The organism is Natronoglycomyces albus (assembly GCF_016925535.1).
Classification (GTDB): Bacteria; Actinomycetota; Actinomycetes; order Mycobacteriales; family Micromonosporaceae; genus Natronoglycomyces; species Natronoglycomyces albus.
This window is the reverse complement of record NZ_CP070496.1, coordinates 2442351-2462092: the sequence shown is the minus strand read 5'-3', so window position 1 is coordinate 2462092 and position 19742 is coordinate 2442351. Positions and strand designations below refer to the sequence as shown.

Here is a 19742-nt window from a genome sequence, read left to right as displayed (position 1 = left end):
CTCAGCGGTTGGGCGGCTACCAGCCAGGAGCCCACCTTGACGACCGAATATTCCCGGGACTGTGCGGCGAAAGCGATGGGTAGGCGAGGCGATCAGGGGAATCTACCCAGCCGTGGCCGTCGCTCTTCCGCATCGCTGTCATCGCGGGCCCGCGCGATCCTATCTGTGGGGGACCGGCCGCGAGCCCGCCCAAGTGTCGTAGTGCTGGCCTAGAGTTACCACTGTGAACTCCGACAGCGCCTCCCGGGGCGGTCCTGGCCCCTGGAAGGGCTACCACCGCTCGGGCACCTACGCGGGTAAGGGCAAGTCCAGCCCTTACATCGGCCCCGACCTGGACGATGATGGGCTCGGCATCTTGCATGTCGACATGGACGCCTACTTCGCCTCCGTCGAGCAAGCCCGCAACCCTCAGCTGCGCGGTAAGCCCGTGATTGTTTGTGGCCTGGGCCCCCGTGGAGTCGTCTCCGCCGCCTCCTACGAGGCGCGGGTGTACGGCGTGCGGTCCGCTATGCCTACCGCTGTCGCGCGCCGCGCATGTCCGCACGGCGTTTTCATCAAGCCCGAAGGCACCGCCTACCGCGACATCTCCGACGCCATCATGAATCTGTTTCGTGACTTCACTCCGCTGGTGCAACCTTTGTCGGTGGACGAGGCGTTTCTCGACGTGGCCGGTGCTCGTCGCCTATTCGGAACCGCTAGCGCGATTGGTCGGAAGATCAAGCAGCGCATCCGTCAAGAGCATGATCTGACCTGCACCGTTGGCGTGGCCAGCACCAAGTTCCTCGCCAAGCTCGCCTCGACCTACTCCAAGCCCGATGGTCTGGGAGTGATTCCTCGCCAGAGTGAACTGAAGTTCTTGCACGCTCTCCCGGTTAGCGCCATGTGGGGGGTCGGTGGCAAGACCGCCGCCAAGCTCGAACGGTTGGGTTTGCGCACCGTCGCCGACCTTGCGGCAGTGCCGGAGGCATCCCTGGCCGCCTCCGTCGGCAGCGCCTCGGCAGCGCATTTGCACGCGCTTGCTCACAACGAGGATCACCGCACGGTCTCGGCCACTCCTTCGGTGGACAAGTCGATCTCGGCTGAGACGACGTTCGCCACTGATGTCGGCCCGGCGGTGTGGCAACCGGCGCTGGTAAAACTGTGTCAGAAGGTCGCCTCGAGGGCTCGCAAGGCGGGGTTCGTCGGTCGGACTGTGGGGGTGAAGCTCCGTTTCGGAGATTTCCGCACCATTACTCGGGACCGGACATTGCCGGTGACCACGGATGTGGGGCGCGAACTGTACGAAGTGGCCTTCCCACTGGCAACAGCCTCGGCGAAAGCGCCGCTGCGGCTGGTTGGAGTGCGATTGAGTAACTTGGCCAGCGCTGCGCACACGGCCCGTCAGGTGGCTCTCGATGAGCCTGAGCACGGGTGGCGTGATGTTGAGACGACCATTGACGATGCCTCGACTCGCTTTGGGCGCAACAGCATTAGATCCGCTAGCACCTTGCGCCCGCGTGACTGCTAACCTACTGACGCCACAGAGGCCACAACGGAATTTCCGGCTGGTTCGCGCCGATCGGGGGTTCCGAGGCTCACCAATGGCGACGAATCGGCGGGTACGGCGGTTACAGTTGAAGGACGTAGAACGGAATATGATGATTCATCACTTTCCGCTGTGCGTTCGGGCGGTGAAACCGCGCGGCGACGGTGCCCACCTGGCACCGGGCCACACGAGGGAACCAGTGTGGCCAACCTCGTCGCTTCGGCCCACAGGTTCACAGCGATCTGCGTGGGCAGTGGTGACGCCGAGGCATGTTCGGGAGCGCTCTTGAGTTCTCCCCGAGACAAGCCTGACGCTACGTCCGGTTAAGCGGTGTCGCTAGCCACATCTCGTGGCTGGTCAAAGAGGGATGGTTAGTTTGGGTTGCCGAATAACCCATTCAATCAGCGCCTTTGTCCAGAATTGGTGTGCATCTGCCTTCCGTGGCGTGGCGTGGCCCCGTAAACTAGAAGAAACCACCGAGCGGTTCATCCTCACGGTGGACCATAGGACCTCGACAGCGCAGGAGGAGTGCCGTGCCGCTCTCCGAACACGAACAGCGACTGTTCGACGAAATCGAGCAGTCCCTGCAAGATGACCCCCAATTCGCCTCGGCGGTGCGCGCGAACGATCCGAGTCACGTCACCCGCCGCAGGATGATCATTGCTGGCCTGATTTCGTTCATTGGTCTTGGCGTCATCATCGGCGGAGTCATGTCGTCGAACGCTACATACTTCGCTCCGGCTGGTGCCGTGCTGATGTTCGCAGGTCTGCTTTTCGGTCTCCGCGCTCAGCGCAAGGGAGCCACCGGGGAACTTAGGGCAGTCGACGGTAAAGCTAGCCGTAAGACTGGTTCCGGCGGGAAAAGGAACGGACCCTCCGGTGGGGGTAGTTCCTTCGGTGACCGTATGGAAGAGCGCTGGCGTCGCCGCCGCGACACGGGGGATTACTTTTAAGGGGTTCCTCCCTTGGGGGGAGGAGCGATAGCTCACGTGGTGGATGAGTGTGGGCTAAAACGGGCCTGAACCGCTCTTGGCCCCTGCTTGTGTGTATGCCATCGGTGTGGTCGGTTGCCTCTTGGGGCCGTCGACTTTGACCGTGGACCGGGTGTGCGAACATACAGCGTTGACCTCCAGGCGAGCGGGTATGGCCGCTGGCTCAGATCATGTCGAGGTTGCTTCCTCGGGCAACTTCTTTGAGACGACAGCTAAGGGCCTCAGGAGTAATCCTGAGGCCCTTAGCTGTGTGTTTGAGAGCGGGTGGGCTCTTAGCGGCCCCGTAGCATGGAGCGGCGTGCGCCCTTCATGGCGTTTGTGCTGGTCGGGGTAGGGCCCTTGGGCATGGGCAGGGCATTGCCCAGAGCGGTCAGCCGCTTGTGCACGTGATTGGCGTCCTTGGCCTTAATATTGCGCGGCAGCTTCATGAGCGTCTTACGCAGGTCAGTGACAGAGACTTCGTTCTCACCCTCGCCGATGACGAAGGTGTAGACCGGGGTGGAGCCGACTACGCGAGAGATGCGCTTGCGCTCTTGGCTCATGAGCTTGCGGGATTTTCCTCCGCCCTCCGCCAACAGGACGACGCCAGGCTTGCCGACCGCGCGGTGCACCATGTCGGTTTCGGAAGCGGCTGCCACGGCGGGGGTCATGTGCCAACCGCGCATGCCGTCGATGAGCGCGTAGCCGCCGCCGGGGCGTCCGACCGCCTCCTTGGAGATGACCTTGGTCGTACGGGTGTTGAGCGTGATCATGCAGCCGATGAGGGCGATGAACAGCGCTGATACGTACCAAAACCAAGGCCAGGACAGGAAGACCACCAGAGCCGTCACAATGATGAACGGCAGCAGGACGACAATCGCCTGCACGGGCAGGAACCATTTGTCGCGTTTGGTGGTGTATTTAAACGCCATCCCAATGGTCTTCAGTTTGTCCTTAAACGAGGTTTTCTCCTGCTGCTTAGCCATACCTCAAGCATACGGTGGGGCACAGGCCACGACGATGTGACCCGGACGTTTGCGCCGGTGAAAAAGAGACCCCAGTTTTCCACAGGGGATGAATCGCCTGTTGACGGAAAAACATGATGTTTGGGATAATGATTTAGGGGGTCCCTAGGTGAGAAAAATTCATCTTCGGGTTATTGCCTGGCGGCTGGCCCAGGGCTTTCGCACCCACCCACTCGGGCTTTGAGGTACGCGCGGAGAGCCCCACCACCGAATGGCTGCCACCGTGGCCCACTTAGTTCCCAGCGATCCAAGACCGCACCCACGCCCGCGTGAACTAGAAAACCCTCGGTTGCGCGACTGCGCAACCGAGGGCAACGAACGAAACCCCGTCTATGCGGGGGTGGTCTCTCGCGCCTCCAGGGCCTGCTTGTAGAGGCGACCCGCCCGGTATGAAGAGCGCACCAGCGGCCCGCTCATCACCCCTGCGAAGCCAATTTCCTCAGCCTCGTGCGACAGCTCCACGAACTCTTCGGGCTTAACCCAACGGTCAACCGGGTGGTGCCGTTTCGTGGGACGCAAATACTGCGTAATCGTGATGAGTTCACAACCGGCCTCGTGCAGATCACGCAGAGCCTGTGAAATCTCCTCGCGAGTCTCACCCATGCCCAAGATCAGGTTCGACTTGGTCACCAAACCGTCCTCGCGCGCGGAAGTAATCACCGACAACGAACGCTCATAGGTGAACGCCGGGCGGATACGGCGGAAAATGCGCGGCACCGTCTCGACATTGTGAGCCAGCACTTCCGGCCGAGAGGAGAATACTTCGGCCAACTGGTCAGATTCGGCGTTGAAGTCGGGGATGAGCAGCTCTACTCCGCAACCGGGAAGCATTGTGTGGATTTGCCGCACTGTTTCGGCATAAAGCCACGAGCCGCCATCATCCAGGTCATCGCGGGCCACGCCGGTCACCGTCGCGTACTTCAGGCCCATCTTCATCACCGACTCGGCAACGCGACGAGGCTCGTCACGGTCCAAAGCCTGCGGTTTCCCGGTGTCGATCTGGCAGAAGTCGCAGCGTCGGGTGCACTGCTCGCCGCCGATCAGGAAGGTAGCCTCGCGGTCTTCCCAACACTCGTAAATATTGGGGCAGCCGGCCTGTTGGCACACCGTGGCCAGGCCCTCGGTCTTCACCAAGTTCTTCAACTCGGAGTACTCGGGGCCCATCTTGGCTTTCACTTTGATCCAGGACGGCTTCCGCTCAATGGGGGTCTGGGCATTGCGCGCTTCGATGCGCAGCATGCGCCGTCCTTCTGGCTGTACGGAAGTCACCCGTCCACCCTACGCCCTATGGCCGTTCGTTGCCCTGTAACGGTAGCCACTGTGATGCGGCTAGCCCGCCACCCAAATCCGGACTCCTCAGCGGAGCGCACCCGGTTTCTGTGAGTCGTCTGGGTGCTGCGATGCGGCTAGGCGCCGTGGCCATCAGCGAATGTTTTAATCAACGCAACGAGCGCGAGCACGTGCGTACGCGATCGGGGACCGGGCAGCGGCACACCGCTGTGTACAGGAGCGCCGCAGCGGCCAGCTGCCAGCTGTGGCACAGGGAGAGGCTGGACTGTGGAACTGATTCACTCGGGCAAAGTGCGTGACGTCTATGCCGAGGGAGACGAACTGATCTTGGTCGCATCCGACCGCGTCAGTGTCTTCGACACGGTACTGCCCACGCCAATACCCGACAAAGGGAAGCTACTGACAGCGCTAAGCCTCTGGTGGTTTGAACAGTTGGCAGATCTAGTGCCCAACCACATCATCTCCGCGACGGACGTGCCCGCGGAGTTCACCGGACGCGCCGTGCGCGTCAAGAAGCTGAAAATGGTGCAAGTGGAGTGCATCGCACGCGGCTACCTGACCGGTTCGGGTTTGGCCGAATACCAAAGAACTGGCTCCGTATCGGGAGTTGAGCTGCCAGCCGGGCTGGGGGAGGCGCATCGACTTCCCGCTCCGATCTTCACTCCCACGACGAAAGCGGCCGTGGGGGAGCACGACCAGCCCATCTCGTTCGACGCGGTGGTCGCGCAAGAGGGCGTCCAGCGCGCGGAGAGACTGCGCTCGCTCTCCCTCGAGGTGTACCGACGAGGAGCCGAGCTCGCCGCGCAGCGCGGCATCATCATCGCTGACACCAAGTTCGAGTTCGGACTCGACGCCGATGGCACCATCGTGCTTGGGGATGAAGTGCTCACCAGCGACTCATCGCGATTCTGGGATGCCCAGGCATGGCAGCCGGGACAAAGGCAAGATTCCTTCGACAAACAGGCCGTCCGCGACTGGGCCACCTCCACCGGCTGGAACCGGGAAGGCCTTGGCCCCGAAATCCCTGACCAGGTCGTCGAGCTGACACAAGCGAAGTACATCGAGGCATACGAGCGCATCACCGGTCGCGTGTGGGCATAAAAATTATGGTGGGCCATGGGCGTACGGCCCCTTGCTTCTCCTCGCACTAGTAGCTCATCTTCTTTAAACCAACAGGGCAATCACCGTGGTTGCCCTGTTTTTGTGCGCGAGGGGAAAGTCTCGACATCAGTGGGGGTGTCCAGAGGTCACTAGCGAACCTTGACCAAGACTCGGAGAGATCGTATCTTGTCAATATGTGAAAGTTTCAATCAGGTTACGTCGGTAATAAGACGTTAACTTGCAAAACTTTGCGTTCCCCTGACTTACAACGAGGTTCACAACATGAATCACACCTCCACCCTTGGACGTACCCACTGGCGGCGTGCCGGTGTCGTCCTCTCATCCAGTGCCCTCGCCGCCGGACTCATCTGGACCGTTCCCGCCAGCGCCACCAATGACGACGATCCCACCACCGAATACACCTCGGCCAACTTCGCCACCCTGGGCGAGGGCGACTCCATCATCAACATGTTCCAGTGGAACTGGAACTCCGTGGCCCAGGAATGCCAAACCTTCCTGGGCGACTCGGGCTACACGCACGTCCAAGTCAGCCCACCCCAAGACCACATCGCCGGAGAGCACGCGGCCGAAGCCGACGCCTGGTACATCCACTACCAGCCGACCAGCTACGACCTGAACTCACGGCTGGGTACCGCATCAGAGTTCGCCAGCATGATCGCCACCTGCAACTCCCACGGCATCGAGGTCATCGTCGACGCCGTCATCAACCACATGGCCGCCGGTGGCCCTTCCACCCGCACCAGCTGGGCAGGACACAGCTACCGCCAGTTCGACTACCCGGCCGTTCCCTTCGCAGAGAACGACTTCAACAGCGCGGGTGAGGACTATTGCGAAGTGGAGGACTACAGCAACCGCTGGGAGGTGCAGAATTGCCACCTAGTGGGCCTCAACGACATCGACACTGGCGCCGAGCACGGGCGGCAGGCAATCGCCGCCTACCTCAACCATCTAATGGACCTGGGCGCGGCCGGGTTCCGAGTAGACGCCTCCAAGCACATGCCCGCCACCGACTTGGAGGACATTCTCTCCCGGGTCCAGGGTGATCCCTACATCGTCCACGAGGTCATTTACCACAACACGTCCAACGAGCCCATCCACCCGGACGAATACTACGCCTCCGGCGCGGTGCACATGTTCGACTACGCCGCCTGGATGCGCAACCACTTCGCTGGTGGTACTCCTGCCAACTACCTACTGGATCTGGGGCCGCACTGGGATCTTGCGCCCAGTCACTTGGCGGGGACATTTATCTCCAACCACGACACGGTGCGCGGTGGTGACAGCGGCACTTACCTCAACTACTACGATGACCACCGGGAATACCTGTTGGCCAATGTGTACATGATGGCTTATCCCTATGGGGTGCCCAGCCAGATGACCGATTACGCCTTCAACGGTTTCGCAGACCCACCGCCCTTGGAGGAGAACGGTCGCGTGTCCGACGTCAATTGCGAGGCGCATTCGTGGACGTGCCAGCAACGACTTCCGGAATTCACGGAAATGGCCAAGTTCCGGGCTGCCACCGCAGGCCACGGGGTCACCGATCAATGGCACAACGACGCCGACGCTTTCGCCTTCGGTCGTGGCGAGGCCGGTTACGTCGTTATCAACGCCGAGCAGCATCCAATCGAGCGGACCTTCCACACGAGTCTGGCCGGCGGCGAGTACTGCGATGTGCTCACCGGGGGACTTCACAGTGGCGATTGCGCGGGCGATACCTACACGGTCGACTCCCAAGGACGCTTCACAGCCACCGTTCCCGCCGGTTCATCCCTGGCCCTACACGTCAACGCCAGGGGCGACACAAGCCCGGGCAATGGCCAAGGATGTTTGGACGTCAACGTCAACGCCGAAACGTGGTATGGGCAAAACATTCACATCACCGGCAACATCTCTGAGCTGGGAGCCTGGAATCCGCATAACGGACCAGCTCTACACACCGAGGAATCTGTATATCCAGTGTGGAGCGAACAGTTGTCAGTCCCCTCAGGGCAGCAGATCGAGTACAAGTACGTGAAGATCAACCCAAATGGGGACCTCGAGTGGGAATCCGGAGCGAACCGGACCACCATTGCCTCAGGCAGTGACTGCCAGGCATTGCACGATACCTGGCGCGGCTAGTCAGACCCCACCGGAAGACTGGCTTTCCCCTGACCAAGTAATGGATTGGGCTGAGCTCTCTGTGGAGCTCAGCCCAATCCATATGCGCGCAGCCTAGGGAAACACAACCCGAGTCCGGCCACGGCTCATAACGAAAAACGGTGGTGGACCGGCCGAAGTTCTTAGCCGATCCATCACCGTGCAAACAATGTGGGGTCAAACCCCTAGTCAGACTCGATGACCGCGCCACTGCGGCGCTGCGCCCATTAAAGCGGAATATTACCGTGCGCGCCACGGGCCGGCGGCACCGAATCCAGGGCCTCGGCCAACGCGCGACGAGTCTTGGCCGGGTCGATCAGCTCATCCACGACGCCGATCTCCTGAGCCTTGGCGACCCCACCAGCCACCCGCTGCTGTTCGTCCACCAGCTGGGCCCGAAGCGACTCGCGCTCCTGGGGCGCGGCGGCGGCGAGCTTCTTGCGGTGCAAGATATTGACAGCGGCGCTGGCTCCCATGACGGCGACTTCGGCACCAGGCCAAGCGAACACGGCCGTGGCTCCAAGAGAGCGTGAGTTCATGGCGATGTAGGCTCCGCCGTAAGCCTTGCGGGTCACAAGCGTCACCCGCGGAACGACGGCCTCGGAGAACGCGTGTAGCAGTTTCGCACCCCGTCGCAGGACGCCTTCCCATTCTTGGGCAATGCCAGGCAGGTACCCAGGCACGTCAACAAGGACGATGAGCGGCACGCCCAGCGAGTCGCACATCCGCACGAAACGCGCGGCCTTTTCGGCGGATTCGGAGTTGAGGCAGCCGCCCAGCCTCAGCGGGTTGTTGGCGATGACGCCGACTGTGCGCCCACCAAAGCGACCCAAGGTGGTGACGATGGAGCGAGCGTACTTCTCGTGCAGTTCGACGGAGGAGTCTTTCGTATCGAGGATGCCCTCGACCAACGGGTGCACATCGTAGGCGCGGTTGGATTGTTCGGGAAGCAGGTCGGCCAGGTTCTCGGTGTCGATGGCGTCGTCGACGTTGAGACGGCCTTGATTGCCCAAGAGGTCGGCTAGCTGGCGGCCAGTGGCCAGGGCTTCTTCATCGGTCTCGCGCAGCACGTGAGCGACACCGGACTTGCGACCATGGGTTTCGGGGCCGCCCAGCGTTTCCATGTCGACGTCTTCGCCGGTCACCGAGCGCACCACGTCGGGGCCGGTGACGAAGATGCGACCGGTGTCGCTCATGACGACGATGTCGGTCAGCGCGGGCCCGTAGGCTCCGCCTCCGGCGGCGGGGCCGAGCACTACTGAGATTTGGGGGACCCGGCCGGAAGCGCGGATCATGGCGGCGAAGACGTGCCCGACCGCGTCGAGCGCGGTGACACCCTCGTTGAGGCGGGCGCCGCCAGAGTGCCAGATGCCGACCACGGGGATGCGCTCGGAGACGGCGGTGTCGATGGCATCGACGATGTGCATGCAACCGTCGGTGCCCATTGCCCCGCCCATGACGCGGGCATCGGAGCAGTAGGCGATCACGGCGCTGCCGTTGACTTCACCGCGAGCGGTGAGGACGCCTGACTTATCGGGCGTGCTGATGGGGCGCATTGTGCCCTCATCGAACAGCGCCGTCAGCCGGGGGAGTGGGTCGCGCACGTCGACGGCCGCCTCAGCGTTGGCGGGCGTGGTGGCCGAACTCTTCGTAATAGCACCTGACACGTCGGTCTCCTTAAGTGTGCTGTTGTCGCGTGGGCCCCTAGTGGAGGCTTCTGCACGTTGGTCTCAGCGACGCTGCCCCATCTTTGAGTGAGAACGTCGAGCTTCTGCCTCGTCGCAGAAGCCTCCTTACCGATGAATCGGTGACCCGGGGCCAGATCACGCAACCTCAAGTCTCGTCGGCGGCACCGTGGCACCGTAGACGAGACTTCGGATCTCTACGGCCTAGTGAAGAGCAAGGCCGCGTTGTGCCCACCGAACCCGAAGGAGTTGTTCATGACCGCGTTGAGCTCAACCTTGCGAGCTTCGCCGCTGGCCACGTCCAGATCCAGGTCGGACTCCGGGGACTCCAAGTTGAGGGTGGGCGGAATGATGCCGTAGTGGATCGCCAGGATGGAGGCGATCGATTCGACGGCTCCGGCCGCACCCAACAAGTGCCCGGTCATGGACTTGGTGCCGGTCAGAATCGGGTGGCTGCCGATCGCTTCGCGAATTCCGTGAACCTCGGCCATGTCCCCGACGGGAGTGGACGTGGCGTGCGCGTTAACGTGCCCCACGTCCGAGCCGGTCAGACCCGCCTGCTGCAACGCGAAGCGCATGGCGCGAATACCGCCAGCGCATTCGGGATGCGGCTGCACCATGTCGAACCCGTCCGAAGTCAGTCCGGACCCGGCGACCTTGGCGTAGATGCGGGCTCCGCGGGCGCGGGCGTAGTCGGCCCGTTCCAGCACGAGTGCTCCCGCGCCCTCACCCATGACGAATCCGTCCCGGCCGGTGTCCCACGGGCGCGAGGCGCGCTCCGGCTCGTCATTGCGCGTCGACAGGGCTCGCATGGAGCCAAACCCCGCCAGCGGCAGTGCGTGGATGACCGCTTCGGCTCCCCCCGCGACGACAATGTCGGCGCGTCCAGCGCGAATCATGTCCGCCGCCCAGGCAATCGCCTCGGCTGAGGTGGCACATGCGCTGGTGGGAGCGTGGACGCCCGCTTGAGCACCCATTTCGAGGCCGACCACGGCCGCAGGGCCGTTGGGCATCAACATGGGCACGGTGTGGGGGCTGACCCGGCGTGGCCCTTTTGCTTCGAGGATGTCGTCCTGCTCCAGCAGGGTGATCGCCCCACCGATACCAGATCCGAAGCACACTCCCAGCCGTTCATGGTCCACGTCATCGCCATGTGCGGCGTCGTTCCACGCTTCCTGGGCCGCGATCAGGGCGACTTGCTCGCTCCGGTCGAGGCGGCGCATGCGCACACGCGGAATCTTCTCGCCCGGCTCTTGGGCCAGTTGGGCGGCGATTCGGGTCGATAGCTCGGCGGCCCACTCTTGGTCAAGAGCGCCTACCCCGGATTTTCCAGCAGTGAGTTGTTCCCAGGTCGATGCGACGTCTCCGCCAAGCGGAGTGGTCGCGCCGAGCCCGGTGACGACTACCTCTGTCACAATTAAGCCTTTTCGATGTAGTTGATCGCGTCGCCGACAGTCTTCAGGTTCTGGATTTCCTCGTCGGGAATGGCGGTGCCGAACTTTTCCTCGGCGGCGAGCATGACCTCGGTCATGGCCAGCGAGTCAACGTCGAGGTCGTCAGTGAAGGACTTTTCGTCGGTGACGTCGTCCGGGGTCACACCGGCGACCTCTTCGAGAATTTCGGACAGACCTTCACGGATCTCGTCGCGTGTCATTTCGTTTCCTTTCACATACGGAGCAAAAGTTGGATTTAACTTTCGCTTACGGGCAGTAGATGACCTGCCCGGCATAAGTGAGTCCTCCGCCGAACCCGAACAGAACGATCGGGTCGCCAGATTGCACCTTGCCTTCTTGCACCAATTTCGACAGTGCCAACGGTATGGAGGCCGTTGACGTGTTACCGGAGTAGATGATGTCATCGGCGATGATGGCGTCATCGAAGCCCAGTCGTTTTGAGATGCCTTCAATAATGCGCAGGTTCGCCTGGTGCAGGACGAAGGCTTTGATGGATGCGGGTTCCAGTCCAGCGTCGTTGATGGTCTGGCGGATAAGGGGAGGAAGTGATGTCACCGTCCAGCGGTAGACGCTCTGCCCCTCCTGCTTAATGAAGGGAATGTCCTCGGTGATGCGAATGACGTCGGCCATTGCCGGTACTGAGCCCCACACGACTGGTCCGGTGACCTGTTCAGTCTCGTCGGTGGCCTCCATGATGACCGCGCCCGCGCCGTCTCCGAAGAGCACGCAGGTGGAGCGGTCGGACCAATCGGTGAACTGGGTTAGCTTCTCGGCCCCGATGACGAGCGCTCGCTTGGCAGTGCCACCCTTGAGGAACTGGTCGGCCATGCCCACCGCGTAGCCGAAACCTGAGCAGGCGGTGTTGACGTCCATCGCCGGCGAACCGGTCTCGATGCCCAGTCGCGCGGCGACCTGACAGGCGGTGTTGGGAGTGCGGTCCATCGCCGAAGTCGTGCCTACCAGCACCATGTCGATGTCGCTAGCGCTGAGGCCAGAGTTGGCCAAGGCCTGTTGCCCGGCTTTGAAAGCCAGATCGGCGACTTTTTCGTCCTTCTCGGCGATGCGGCGTTCTTTGATACCGACCCGAGAGGTAATCCATTCATCGGTGGTCTCGACCATTTCGCACAATTCGGCGTTGGTGAGGACCTTCTCGGGTTGGTAGTGACCGACGCTGACGACGCGGGAACCGTTCGGCATTTAACGCTCTCCTTGGGGCTGAATCCGAGCTAGGGGGTGGCCAACGGCGACGCGGTCGCCGGCTTCGACCAGCCACTCCAGCAGCAGCCCAGAATGGGCGGCCGTAACGGTCTGGGTTCCGGCGCGACCGGACACCTCACCGAGGCTTACGCCGTTCTCCACCCGGTCTCCCGGGGTCAGACCCTCATTGGGGCTGAACACACCAGGGGCGCGGGAGACGGCCACATGGAAGGCCACGGAGGGCTCCACGGTCGGCTCGGCTCCGTGAGAGGCGGCCAGTTGCGCGGCGGCCTCCAGGTCCTCGGGCGTGTTGACGGTGAGGAGTTCAACTCCTTTGAGGGCTCGCTTGGCCATACCGGTGAGTGTTCCGGCCGGTGCCAGTTCGATGAGGGCGGTGACGCCCAAGTCGGCGAGTGTCTCCATGCAAGCGTCCCAGCGCACCGGCGCGGTGATCTGGTTGACCATGAGGTTCAGCGCGGACTCACCGGAGACGACGGCCGAACCATCGGAGTTCGACAGCAGCAAACGCTCGGGGTCCGCGGTGTCCACACCTCCGGCAATGGCGCGCATCTCCTCTTTAGCGGGCGCCATGTGCGGAGTGTGGAAGGCCCCGGCCACGGCGAGTTTACGAACTCGGGCGCGAGCTGGGGGGTTGTCGACTAGCTTATCGATCGCGGCTACCGGACCGGCGGCGACGATCTGTCCGGCCATATTGCGGTTGGCGGGCCAGGCCCCGGCTTGCTCGATCGCGTCGAGTACCTCCTCCTGTGCTCCGCCGAGGACGGCGGCCATGGTGGTGGGCTCGGCATGGCAGGCGGCGGCCATTTCCCGGCCGCGCACTCCCGCGAGCGTCACGGCCGCTTCGGGGGAGAGAACACCGGCTAGGGCGTAGGCGGTCAGTTCCCCGACGGAGTGACCCGCGACGACCCCTGCGTCGGCCACGGGCACATGTTCGGCGGCCAACAGTCCCGCCGCCACAAGGAGCGGCTGCGTGTTGGCAGTATCGGTAATCTCATCGGCGTCGGCTTCGGTTCCGAGGCGAATGAGGTCTTTCCCTGTCAACTCCGACCACCAGCGCAGCCTGTCGGCGGCTCCAGGTAGGTCGAGCCAGGGCTTGAGAAAACCGGGCTTCTGCGCCCCCTGTCCGGGCGCGACTATGGCTAGCACAACTCAAACTCTGGCCTACCTGGCCGTGATTAACAGTGCTTAACGCTGACTGAATGCGTGATCATCTTTTGTTGGAAACCTACAATAACCTTTGTAAGCTGGGCTTATGCCGTTGCGCGGGGGTGGATTCCAGGCGGCCTATGGCCAAGCCCACACGTAGGGCAAAGGCGTCATGTGCCTCAGTAGGGGCCAAACCGGTCACTTCGTGAATGCGGCGCAGGCGGTAACGCACCGTATTGGGATGGACATATAGCGCCCGGGCGGTGCCTTCCAGGACCCCACCGGAGGAAATGAACGCGTCCATCGTCTCCAGCAGCTCGCCACCGGCGCGTTTGAGTGTCACGTACACACCGGTTCGCAACGCCTTGCGCGCCTCGATATCGCCAGCGACGGCCCGCTCGGGTAGTAGTTGCGTGGCCAGAGCAGGGCACGGAGCGTCGGGCCAAGCCGCAGCGGCGCGGTGACCGGTGACGGCCGCGTGCGCCGAAGACGAGGCCTCGGTGACTCCGGCTACGGAGTGACCCACCACGATGGGCCCCTCACCGAACTGACTAGTCAGTTTCTCCACTGTCGGCAGCGCGTCGTCAATGCCGCCTATGAGGACCACGAGGCGGGCCCCATGAACACCGGCCAAGACTTCCACGCCCAAACGGCGGGCAGCCTTTTGGACGCTGTGGAGCACCGCGGTCGTCTCACCGCCGGGGGTGTTGCCGCAGGCCACGGTGACCGGCTGTATCTCCGACCAGCCTAGGGCGGCGGCGCGTCCGGCCAGTTCGTCTGGGCCGTCGCCTCGCAGTAGAGCGTCGACCAGCATGGCTTGGAGTCGAGCGTCCCAGGCTCCGCGCGACTCAGCGGCGCGGGCGTATACCCGAGCGGCGGCAAAGGCGATTTCACGAGAAAAACGCAGTACAGCCTCCCGCAGGGCCTCGTCTTCGCCTTCGGCGGCCAAGGCTGGCACCTGTTCTTCCACCACCTCACATGTCACCTGGATGAGCGCGACCGTGTGTTGGAGACTGATGGCCCGGGCCAGCTCGACGGGCGCGGCCTCAAAGACCTCATCGGAGATGCCAGTATCGGCTCCCTCATTGCGCATCCACTGGACGAGCTGACGTACACCAGCTTGCGCCACGAGAGTGACCATGGAGCGCTTCTCGGCGGGGAGCTCCCGAAACCACGGCAGTTGGTCATCCATGCGGGCAATACTTTGGGTTGCCAGAGCGCCTGTCGCGCGCTCGACATTCTGTATGGTGGCGGCCAACATCATGGTTATAAGAGTGCCAGCTTCTCCTATGAGGTTGCGCACCGGCTCACTGCCTGCGTTGGAGCGGGTGGGTGCCCCCAGGAATATCAGCTGTAAGGGAACTGTTACAACGGGCGGAACCAACCATAGAAAGGCCGATATTCGTGGCCACCATCGATCTCACCAAAGAGACGTTCAAAGACACCATCGAAGCTGACGGCATCGTGCTGGTCGACTACTGGGCACAGTGGTGTGGCCCCTGCCGTCAGTTCGCGCCAACCTTCCAGGAAGTCAGTGACAATCACGAGGACATCGTCTTCGCGAAGGTCGACACCGAAGCGGAACCGGAGATAGCCGCCGCTGTCAACATCCAGTCGATTCCGACCCTCATGGTTTTCCGGGATGGAATCTTGGTGTTCGCCCAGCCGGGTGCGCTGCCGAAGGAAGCCCTGGAGGATCTCATCAGCCAGGCGCGGAAACTGGATATGGACGATGTGCGCGCCCAGGTCGCGGCGGAAGAAGCGGGACGAGCCCAAAGCTAGCCGCAGAACGTGTCATTCCCGTGCCACGTGCGGGGAAGGCTCGTGAAGCCGCCATCGCGAACGCAAGGCCAGGCACGGTTCTCCGCGTGCGAAGTAGAAGTACGTGCGTAGAAGTGTCGCTCTTGCGACACAACACGGCGAGTTAACCCCAAAGTGGCCGCCTCGGCGGTGCTGGTTGGGTACAAACAGTGAGTCACTGTTACCTGGGGTGCGCACAGTGAGCGATTCCCTATCCAGCGCATGAGAGACGAGCTGGGATCAGTGCATAAAACAGGGTTGCGACCGTGCTGGGGGGACGGTCGCAACCCTGTTTCTCGCTTAGTATATCGACATCGGCCAATTTGTTCTATAGGTGATCTCGTTCAAAATACGGGCTAAACCCATCGATATCGCCAATCAACAGCCCCGGTCGCGCGGCCACCTGAGCTAGTCCGATCTTCGGGTGATTCACTCCAGGCTCTCCTCCAGACACGAGCAATCGTTGGAGAGTCCGACCACGGCCCTCCGCAAAGGGGAGCGGAGACCCCCGTCGGCCTCAACTCTCCATTCATGGTGGAGTCTGAGGTCCTCAGCGAAAACCGACGCGCTGACGTCGACGCTGGCCTCGCAGTGCCTGCGGCATATGCAGACCATCGCTACGGGCATCGAACAGATTCCCGAGGTGCTCGCCGAATTGATGTGGACAGCCAGCGTCTCTGCCACGCACCTTTTCGGCCTGGGGCGAGGTCAGTGGTCGCACGTGCTTTGGTGCCCACAGGGCTCGGTATGCAGCTTGTGGAAGGTTCCGAAGGGGCGGCCCTACCTCCCGCGTATCTGGGCGAGATTCGCGCATGCTTGGACTTGGGGCGGAATGTGGGATCCGCAGAGCGTCTGAAGCTCCTCGCATCCGCGCTGGGGCCGATCCTGGCTCTCAGAGAAGACTGTCCGTTGGAGCGGGCTTTCGCTTCGCGTTCCGGAGGACCTGTCCTTCGACGGTGTCGAGATCCGCGACCGTCCGCGACGCCCTTGTGCCGCCGGAGACCGGCGCGTCCTCGGGCATGAGCTCGTGTGACTCGTGCTGTGTCAACACTTCCTGCTGTTCAGCGAGCTCGACCCAAAGAGAACTTACCGAACAGCCTTAAGAGCTCCTATCAGGTTTCTCTTCCTGCTGCGGTGGAGTGATGTCGCGCCTGGCCGCGTTGTCGGCCCTTGCCCATACCCGCTGGGTATGAACAAGGGCCTCCGCCTCCCCACGCACTGACAGCACACCATCCTCGCCACGGAAACAAACCTGATAGGAGCTCTAACTAGGGGATTGCGGAACGATTGAGGTCGTTTCAGAACCCTCCCAAAAATCGTCATCAAACCGAAAGCACTTCGTGGAACCACTACGCGGGTGCTATCGGTGTTTGTTCGCATATAGAAAGGGAGCCAGCGCCAGGCTGGCTCCCTTTGCTTGTCTAATTTTTAGTCGCCAACGGTCTCGCCGGCGTCTGCCGCGGTTGGGTCGGTGATGCGGTACTTCGCAGCGGCCGACGCGGCCAGCTCCGGTTTCACATCGCCGGAGGCGGCCAACTGCTGTAGAGCCGCCACCACGATCGACTCGGCGTCCACGTTGAAGTGGCGACGCAGCGCCCCACGGGTGTCGGACTGGCCGAAACCATCGGTGCCAAGCGACGAATAAGTCCCGGGCACCCAGCGGGAGATCAAGTCCGGCACGGCCCGCATGTAGTCGCTGACAGCGACAAACGGGCCCTGAGCGGACTGGAGCTTGCTGGTCACATACGGCACCCGTTGCTCAGCGTCGGGGTGGCGCACGTTGTGCTGTTCAGCTTCGATCGCATCGCGGCGCAGTTCATTCCACGAAGTCACCGACCACACATCGGCGGTGACATCCCAATCAGAGGCCAGGATCTCGGCAGCGCGCTGAGCCCAAGGCACACCCACACCAGAGGCCAGCAGCTGTACTCGTGGCCCCGTTCCTTCACCTTCGGCGAACTTGTAAATGCCCTTGAGCAGACCCTCGACGTCGAGATTCTCTGGCTGAGCCGGCTGCTGAATTGGCTCGTTGTACACGGTGAGGTAGTAGAAGATGTTCTCCTGATCCTCCCCGTACATGCGACGCAGACCATCCTGCACGATATGCGCCAGCTCGTAACCGAAAGCCGGGTCGTAGGTAACCACGGCCGGGTTCGTCGCCGCGATAAGCGGAGAATGCCCGTCCTCGTGCTGTAGACCCTCGCCATTGAGCGTCGTGCGGCCAGCGGTGGCTCCCAGGAGGAAACCCCGAGTCATCTGGTCGGCAGCGGCCCACAGGCTGTCGGCAGTGCGCTGGAACCCGAACATCGAATAGAAGATGTACATCGGGATCATCGGCTCGCCGTGCGTGTCATAGGAGGTGCCCGCGGCGGTAAACGCCGCCGCCGAACCGGCCTCATTGATACCCAGGTGCAGCAGCTGTCCCTGCTCGGCTTCCTTGTAGGACAAGAACAGGTCCCGGTCCACCGACAGATACTTCTGGCCGTGCGGTGAGTAGATCTTGGAGGTGGGGAACATGGCGTCCATCCCGAAGGTGCGCGCCTCGTCGGGAATGATGGGCACCCACCGTTTCCCAGTCTCCTTGTCCTTCATGAGGTCCTTGAGCAACCGCACAAACGCCATGGTCGTGGCGACCTTTTGTTTACCCGAACCGCGCTTGACGACCTTGTAGGCGTCTTCGCCGGGTAGATTCAGCGCGATGTGGGTCTTCGAACGCGCTGGCATGGGGCCACCGAGCTCGGCCCGCCGGTCCATCAGATACTTATATTCTTCGGAGTCTTCGGAGAACTTCAAGTACGGCGGTAGATACGGGTCACGTTCCAGGTCCGCGTCCGGGATATCGAGCTTGAGGTTGTCGCGGAAGACCTTCAAGTCATCCAGCGTCAGCTTCTTCATCTGGTGGGTGGCGTTGCGAGATTCGAAACTCGAACCGAGTGTCCAGCCCTTGATCGTCTTGGCCAAGATGACGGTCGGACGGCCGTTGCGCCTCTGGGCAGCCTGGTAGGCCGCGTACAACTTGCGGTAGTCGTGACCGCCACGCTTGAGGCCCCAGATTTGGTCGTCGCTCATGTTCTCCACCAGCGCCCGCGTACGCGGGTCGCGGCCGAAGAAATGCTCGCGCACGAACGCGCCGGACTCTCCCTTGTAGGTCTGGAAGTCACCATCGGGCGTGGTGTTCATGATGTTCACCAGCGCGCCTTCGGTATCGCCAGCCAGCAACGGGTCCCACTCGCGACCCCACACGACCTTGACGACGTTCCAGCCAGCACCGCGGAAGAACGACTCCAGCTCTTGCATGATCTTGCCATTACCGCGCACTGGGCCGTCTAGACGCTGCAAGTTGCAGTTGACGACAAACGTCAAGTTATCCAGGCCTTGTTCTGCGGCAAGCTGCAACGCGCCGCGTGACTCCGGCTCGTCCATTTCCCCGTCGCCCAGATACGCCCACACGTGTTGTTCGGACGTGTCCTTGATACCGCGATCTTGCAGGTAACGGTTGAACTGGGCCTGATAGATCGCCCCGATGGGCCCCAGGCCCATCGACACGGTCGGGAACTGCCAGTAGTCGGGCATGAGACGCGGGTGCGGATAGGACGGAAGGCCACCATCGGGGCGCGACAGTTCTTGGCGGAAGCCATCAAGCTGCTGCTCCGTCAGTCGCCCCTCCAAGTACGAGCGAGCGTACATGCCTGGGGAAGCGTGCCCCTGGAAAAAGATTTGGTCTCCACCGCCGGGATGGTTGCGACCCCGGAAGAAGTGGTTGAAACCAACCTCGTACAAGCTGGCGGACGAGGCATAGGTGGAAATGTGGCCGCCCACTCCAATGCCAGGCCGCTGCGCGCGGTGCACCGTCATGGCGGCATTCCAGCGAATGTAGCGCCTAATGCGGCGCTCCAACGCTTCATCGCCGGGGAAGAGCGGTTCCTTCTCCGGCGGAATCGAGTTGATGTAGTCGGTGCTGATAGGGCCCGGAACACCGATTTGGCGCTCCCGAGCCCGCTCCAGCAACCTCAGCATGAGGTAACGAGCCCGGGAACTCCCGCGCTCGTCGAGCATGCTGTCGAGTGACTCAAGCCACTCGGAGGTTTCTTCGGGATCAGTGTCGGGAAGTTGTGGCAAACCGTCACTGATTACCGGCCGGTTGTTATCGGTGGTCACGGGCGATCCCTCGTTCTTAGACAACAGGGTATAGCTGTAGTTGGTTCTTACCATCCTGCCTTGAATCTACTCGTTGCGTTGCGACAGGACCCGTTTTGTTGCGACGGCAGACACACCTGATGGGCGCCGGGTAGTCAAACTCCCATCCTCGCCCATGAATTGACCTGAATCTACCCCTGGTGACATGAAAAACAACGAGACAATGACTC

14 protein-coding genes are annotated in these 19742 nt (G+C 62.2%); 5 read left to right on the top strand and 9 right to left on the bottom strand.

Annotated elements, in window-relative coordinates; genetic code table 11:
* The first annotated feature begins 319 nt into the window (after positions 1–319).
* Both dinB and JQS30_RS10425 read left to right on the top strand, forming a co-directional pair.
* The gene (gene dinB / locus JQS30_RS10430) at positions 320–1507 is read left to right on the top strand and encodes a DNA polymerase IV (RefSeq protein WP_425498866.1); all 1188 of its coding nucleotides are present in this window, start codon (positions 320–322) and stop codon (positions 1505–1507) included.
* 551 nt (positions 1508–2058) lie between these two features.
* Positions 2059–2478, top strand: coding sequence for a DUF3040 domain-containing protein (locus JQS30_RS10425; protein ID WP_213170220.1), 420 nt, complete (start codon positions 2059–2061; stop codon positions 2476–2478).
* 311 nt (positions 2479–2789) lie between these two features.
* Here JQS30_RS10425 and JQS30_RS10420 read toward each other — a convergent pair whose 3' ends face one another.
* Both JQS30_RS10420 and lipA read right to left on the bottom strand, forming a co-directional pair.
* The gene (locus JQS30_RS10420; protein ID WP_213170219.1) at positions 2790–3482 is read right to left on the bottom strand and encodes a DUF4191 domain-containing protein; all 693 of its coding nucleotides are present in this window, start codon (positions 3480–3482) and stop codon (positions 2790–2792) included.
* A 369-nt stretch (positions 3483–3851) separates the two neighbouring features.
* Entirely contained in the window at positions 3852–4760 is a 909-nt protein-coding gene (gene lipA, locus JQS30_RS10415) for a lipoyl synthase (RefSeq protein ID WP_425498865.1), read from the bottom strand.
* A 318-nt stretch (positions 4761–5078) separates the two neighbouring features.
* On the opposite strand from lipA, the gene JQS30_RS10410 reads away from it, so the two are divergent.
* Both JQS30_RS10410 and JQS30_RS10405 read left to right on the top strand, forming a co-directional pair.
* On the top strand, positions 5079–5912 hold the full coding sequence (locus JQS30_RS10410; protein ID WP_213170217.1) for a phosphoribosylaminoimidazolesuccinocarboxamide synthase: 834 nt from the start codon (positions 5079–5081) through the stop codon (positions 5910–5912).
* A gap of 282 nt (positions 5913–6194) precedes the next feature.
* On the top strand, positions 6195–8054 hold the full coding sequence (locus tag JQS30_RS10405; RefSeq protein ID WP_213170216.1) for a carbohydrate-binding module family 20 domain-containing protein: 1860 nt from the start codon (positions 6195–6197) through the stop codon (positions 8052–8054).
* A 245-nt stretch (positions 8055–8299) separates the two neighbouring features.
* On the opposite strand, the gene JQS30_RS10400 is transcribed toward JQS30_RS10405, so the two are convergent.
* The 6 genes from JQS30_RS10400 to JQS30_RS10375 all read right to left on the bottom strand — a co-directional run bounded on the left by JQS30_RS10400 (position 8300) and on the right by JQS30_RS10375 (position 14839).
* Positions 8300–9628 carry an acyl-CoA carboxylase subunit beta gene (locus tag JQS30_RS10400; protein WP_213173040.1) on the bottom strand — a complete coding sequence of 443 codons (1329 nt, stop codon included), beginning with the start codon at positions 9626–9628 and terminating at the stop codon, positions 8300–8302.
* Between the two features lie 326 nt (positions 9629–9954).
* Complete coding sequence (locus JQS30_RS10395; protein ID WP_213170215.1) at positions 9955–11172, bottom strand: beta-ketoacyl-[acyl-carrier-protein] synthase family protein; 1218 nt, start codon at positions 11170–11172, stop codon at positions 9955–9957.
* Positions 11173–11174: 2 nt separating this feature from the next.
* The gene (locus tag JQS30_RS10390) at positions 11175–11411 is read right to left on the bottom strand and encodes an acyl carrier protein (RefSeq protein ID WP_213170214.1); all 237 of its coding nucleotides are present in this window, start codon (positions 11409–11411) and stop codon (positions 11175–11177) included.
* Between the two features lie 46 nt (positions 11412–11457).
* Positions 11458–12408 carry a beta-ketoacyl-ACP synthase III gene (locus JQS30_RS10385; RefSeq protein WP_213170213.1) on the bottom strand — a complete coding sequence of 317 codons (951 nt, stop codon included), beginning with the start codon at positions 12406–12408 and terminating at the stop codon, positions 11458–11460.
* Positions 12409–13575 carry an ACP S-malonyltransferase gene (locus JQS30_RS10380; RefSeq protein ID WP_213170212.1) on the bottom strand — a complete coding sequence of 389 codons (1167 nt, stop codon included), beginning with the start codon at positions 13573–13575 and terminating at the stop codon, positions 12409–12411.
* Positions 13576–13654: 79 nt separating this feature from the next.
* Positions 13655–14839 carry a PucR family transcriptional regulator gene (locus tag JQS30_RS10375; RefSeq protein ID WP_213173039.1) on the bottom strand — a complete coding sequence of 395 codons (1185 nt, stop codon included), beginning with the start codon at positions 14837–14839 and terminating at the stop codon, positions 13655–13657.
* Between the two features lie 140 nt (positions 14840–14979).
* On the opposite strand from JQS30_RS10375, the gene trxA reads away from it, so the two are divergent.
* Positions 14980–15357 carry a thioredoxin gene (gene trxA, locus JQS30_RS10370; RefSeq protein ID WP_213170211.1) on the top strand — a complete coding sequence of 126 codons (378 nt, stop codon included), beginning with the start codon at positions 14980–14982 and terminating at the stop codon, positions 15355–15357.
* Positions 15358–16803: 1446 nt separating this feature from the next.
* Here the strand turns inward: trxA and aceE are convergent.
* A complete protein-coding gene (aceE, locus tag JQS30_RS10365; protein WP_213170210.1) occupies positions 16804–19587 on the bottom strand; it encodes a pyruvate dehydrogenase (acetyl-transferring), homodimeric type in 2784 nt (927 codons plus the stop codon).
* Positions 19588–19742: the final 155 nt, after the last annotated feature.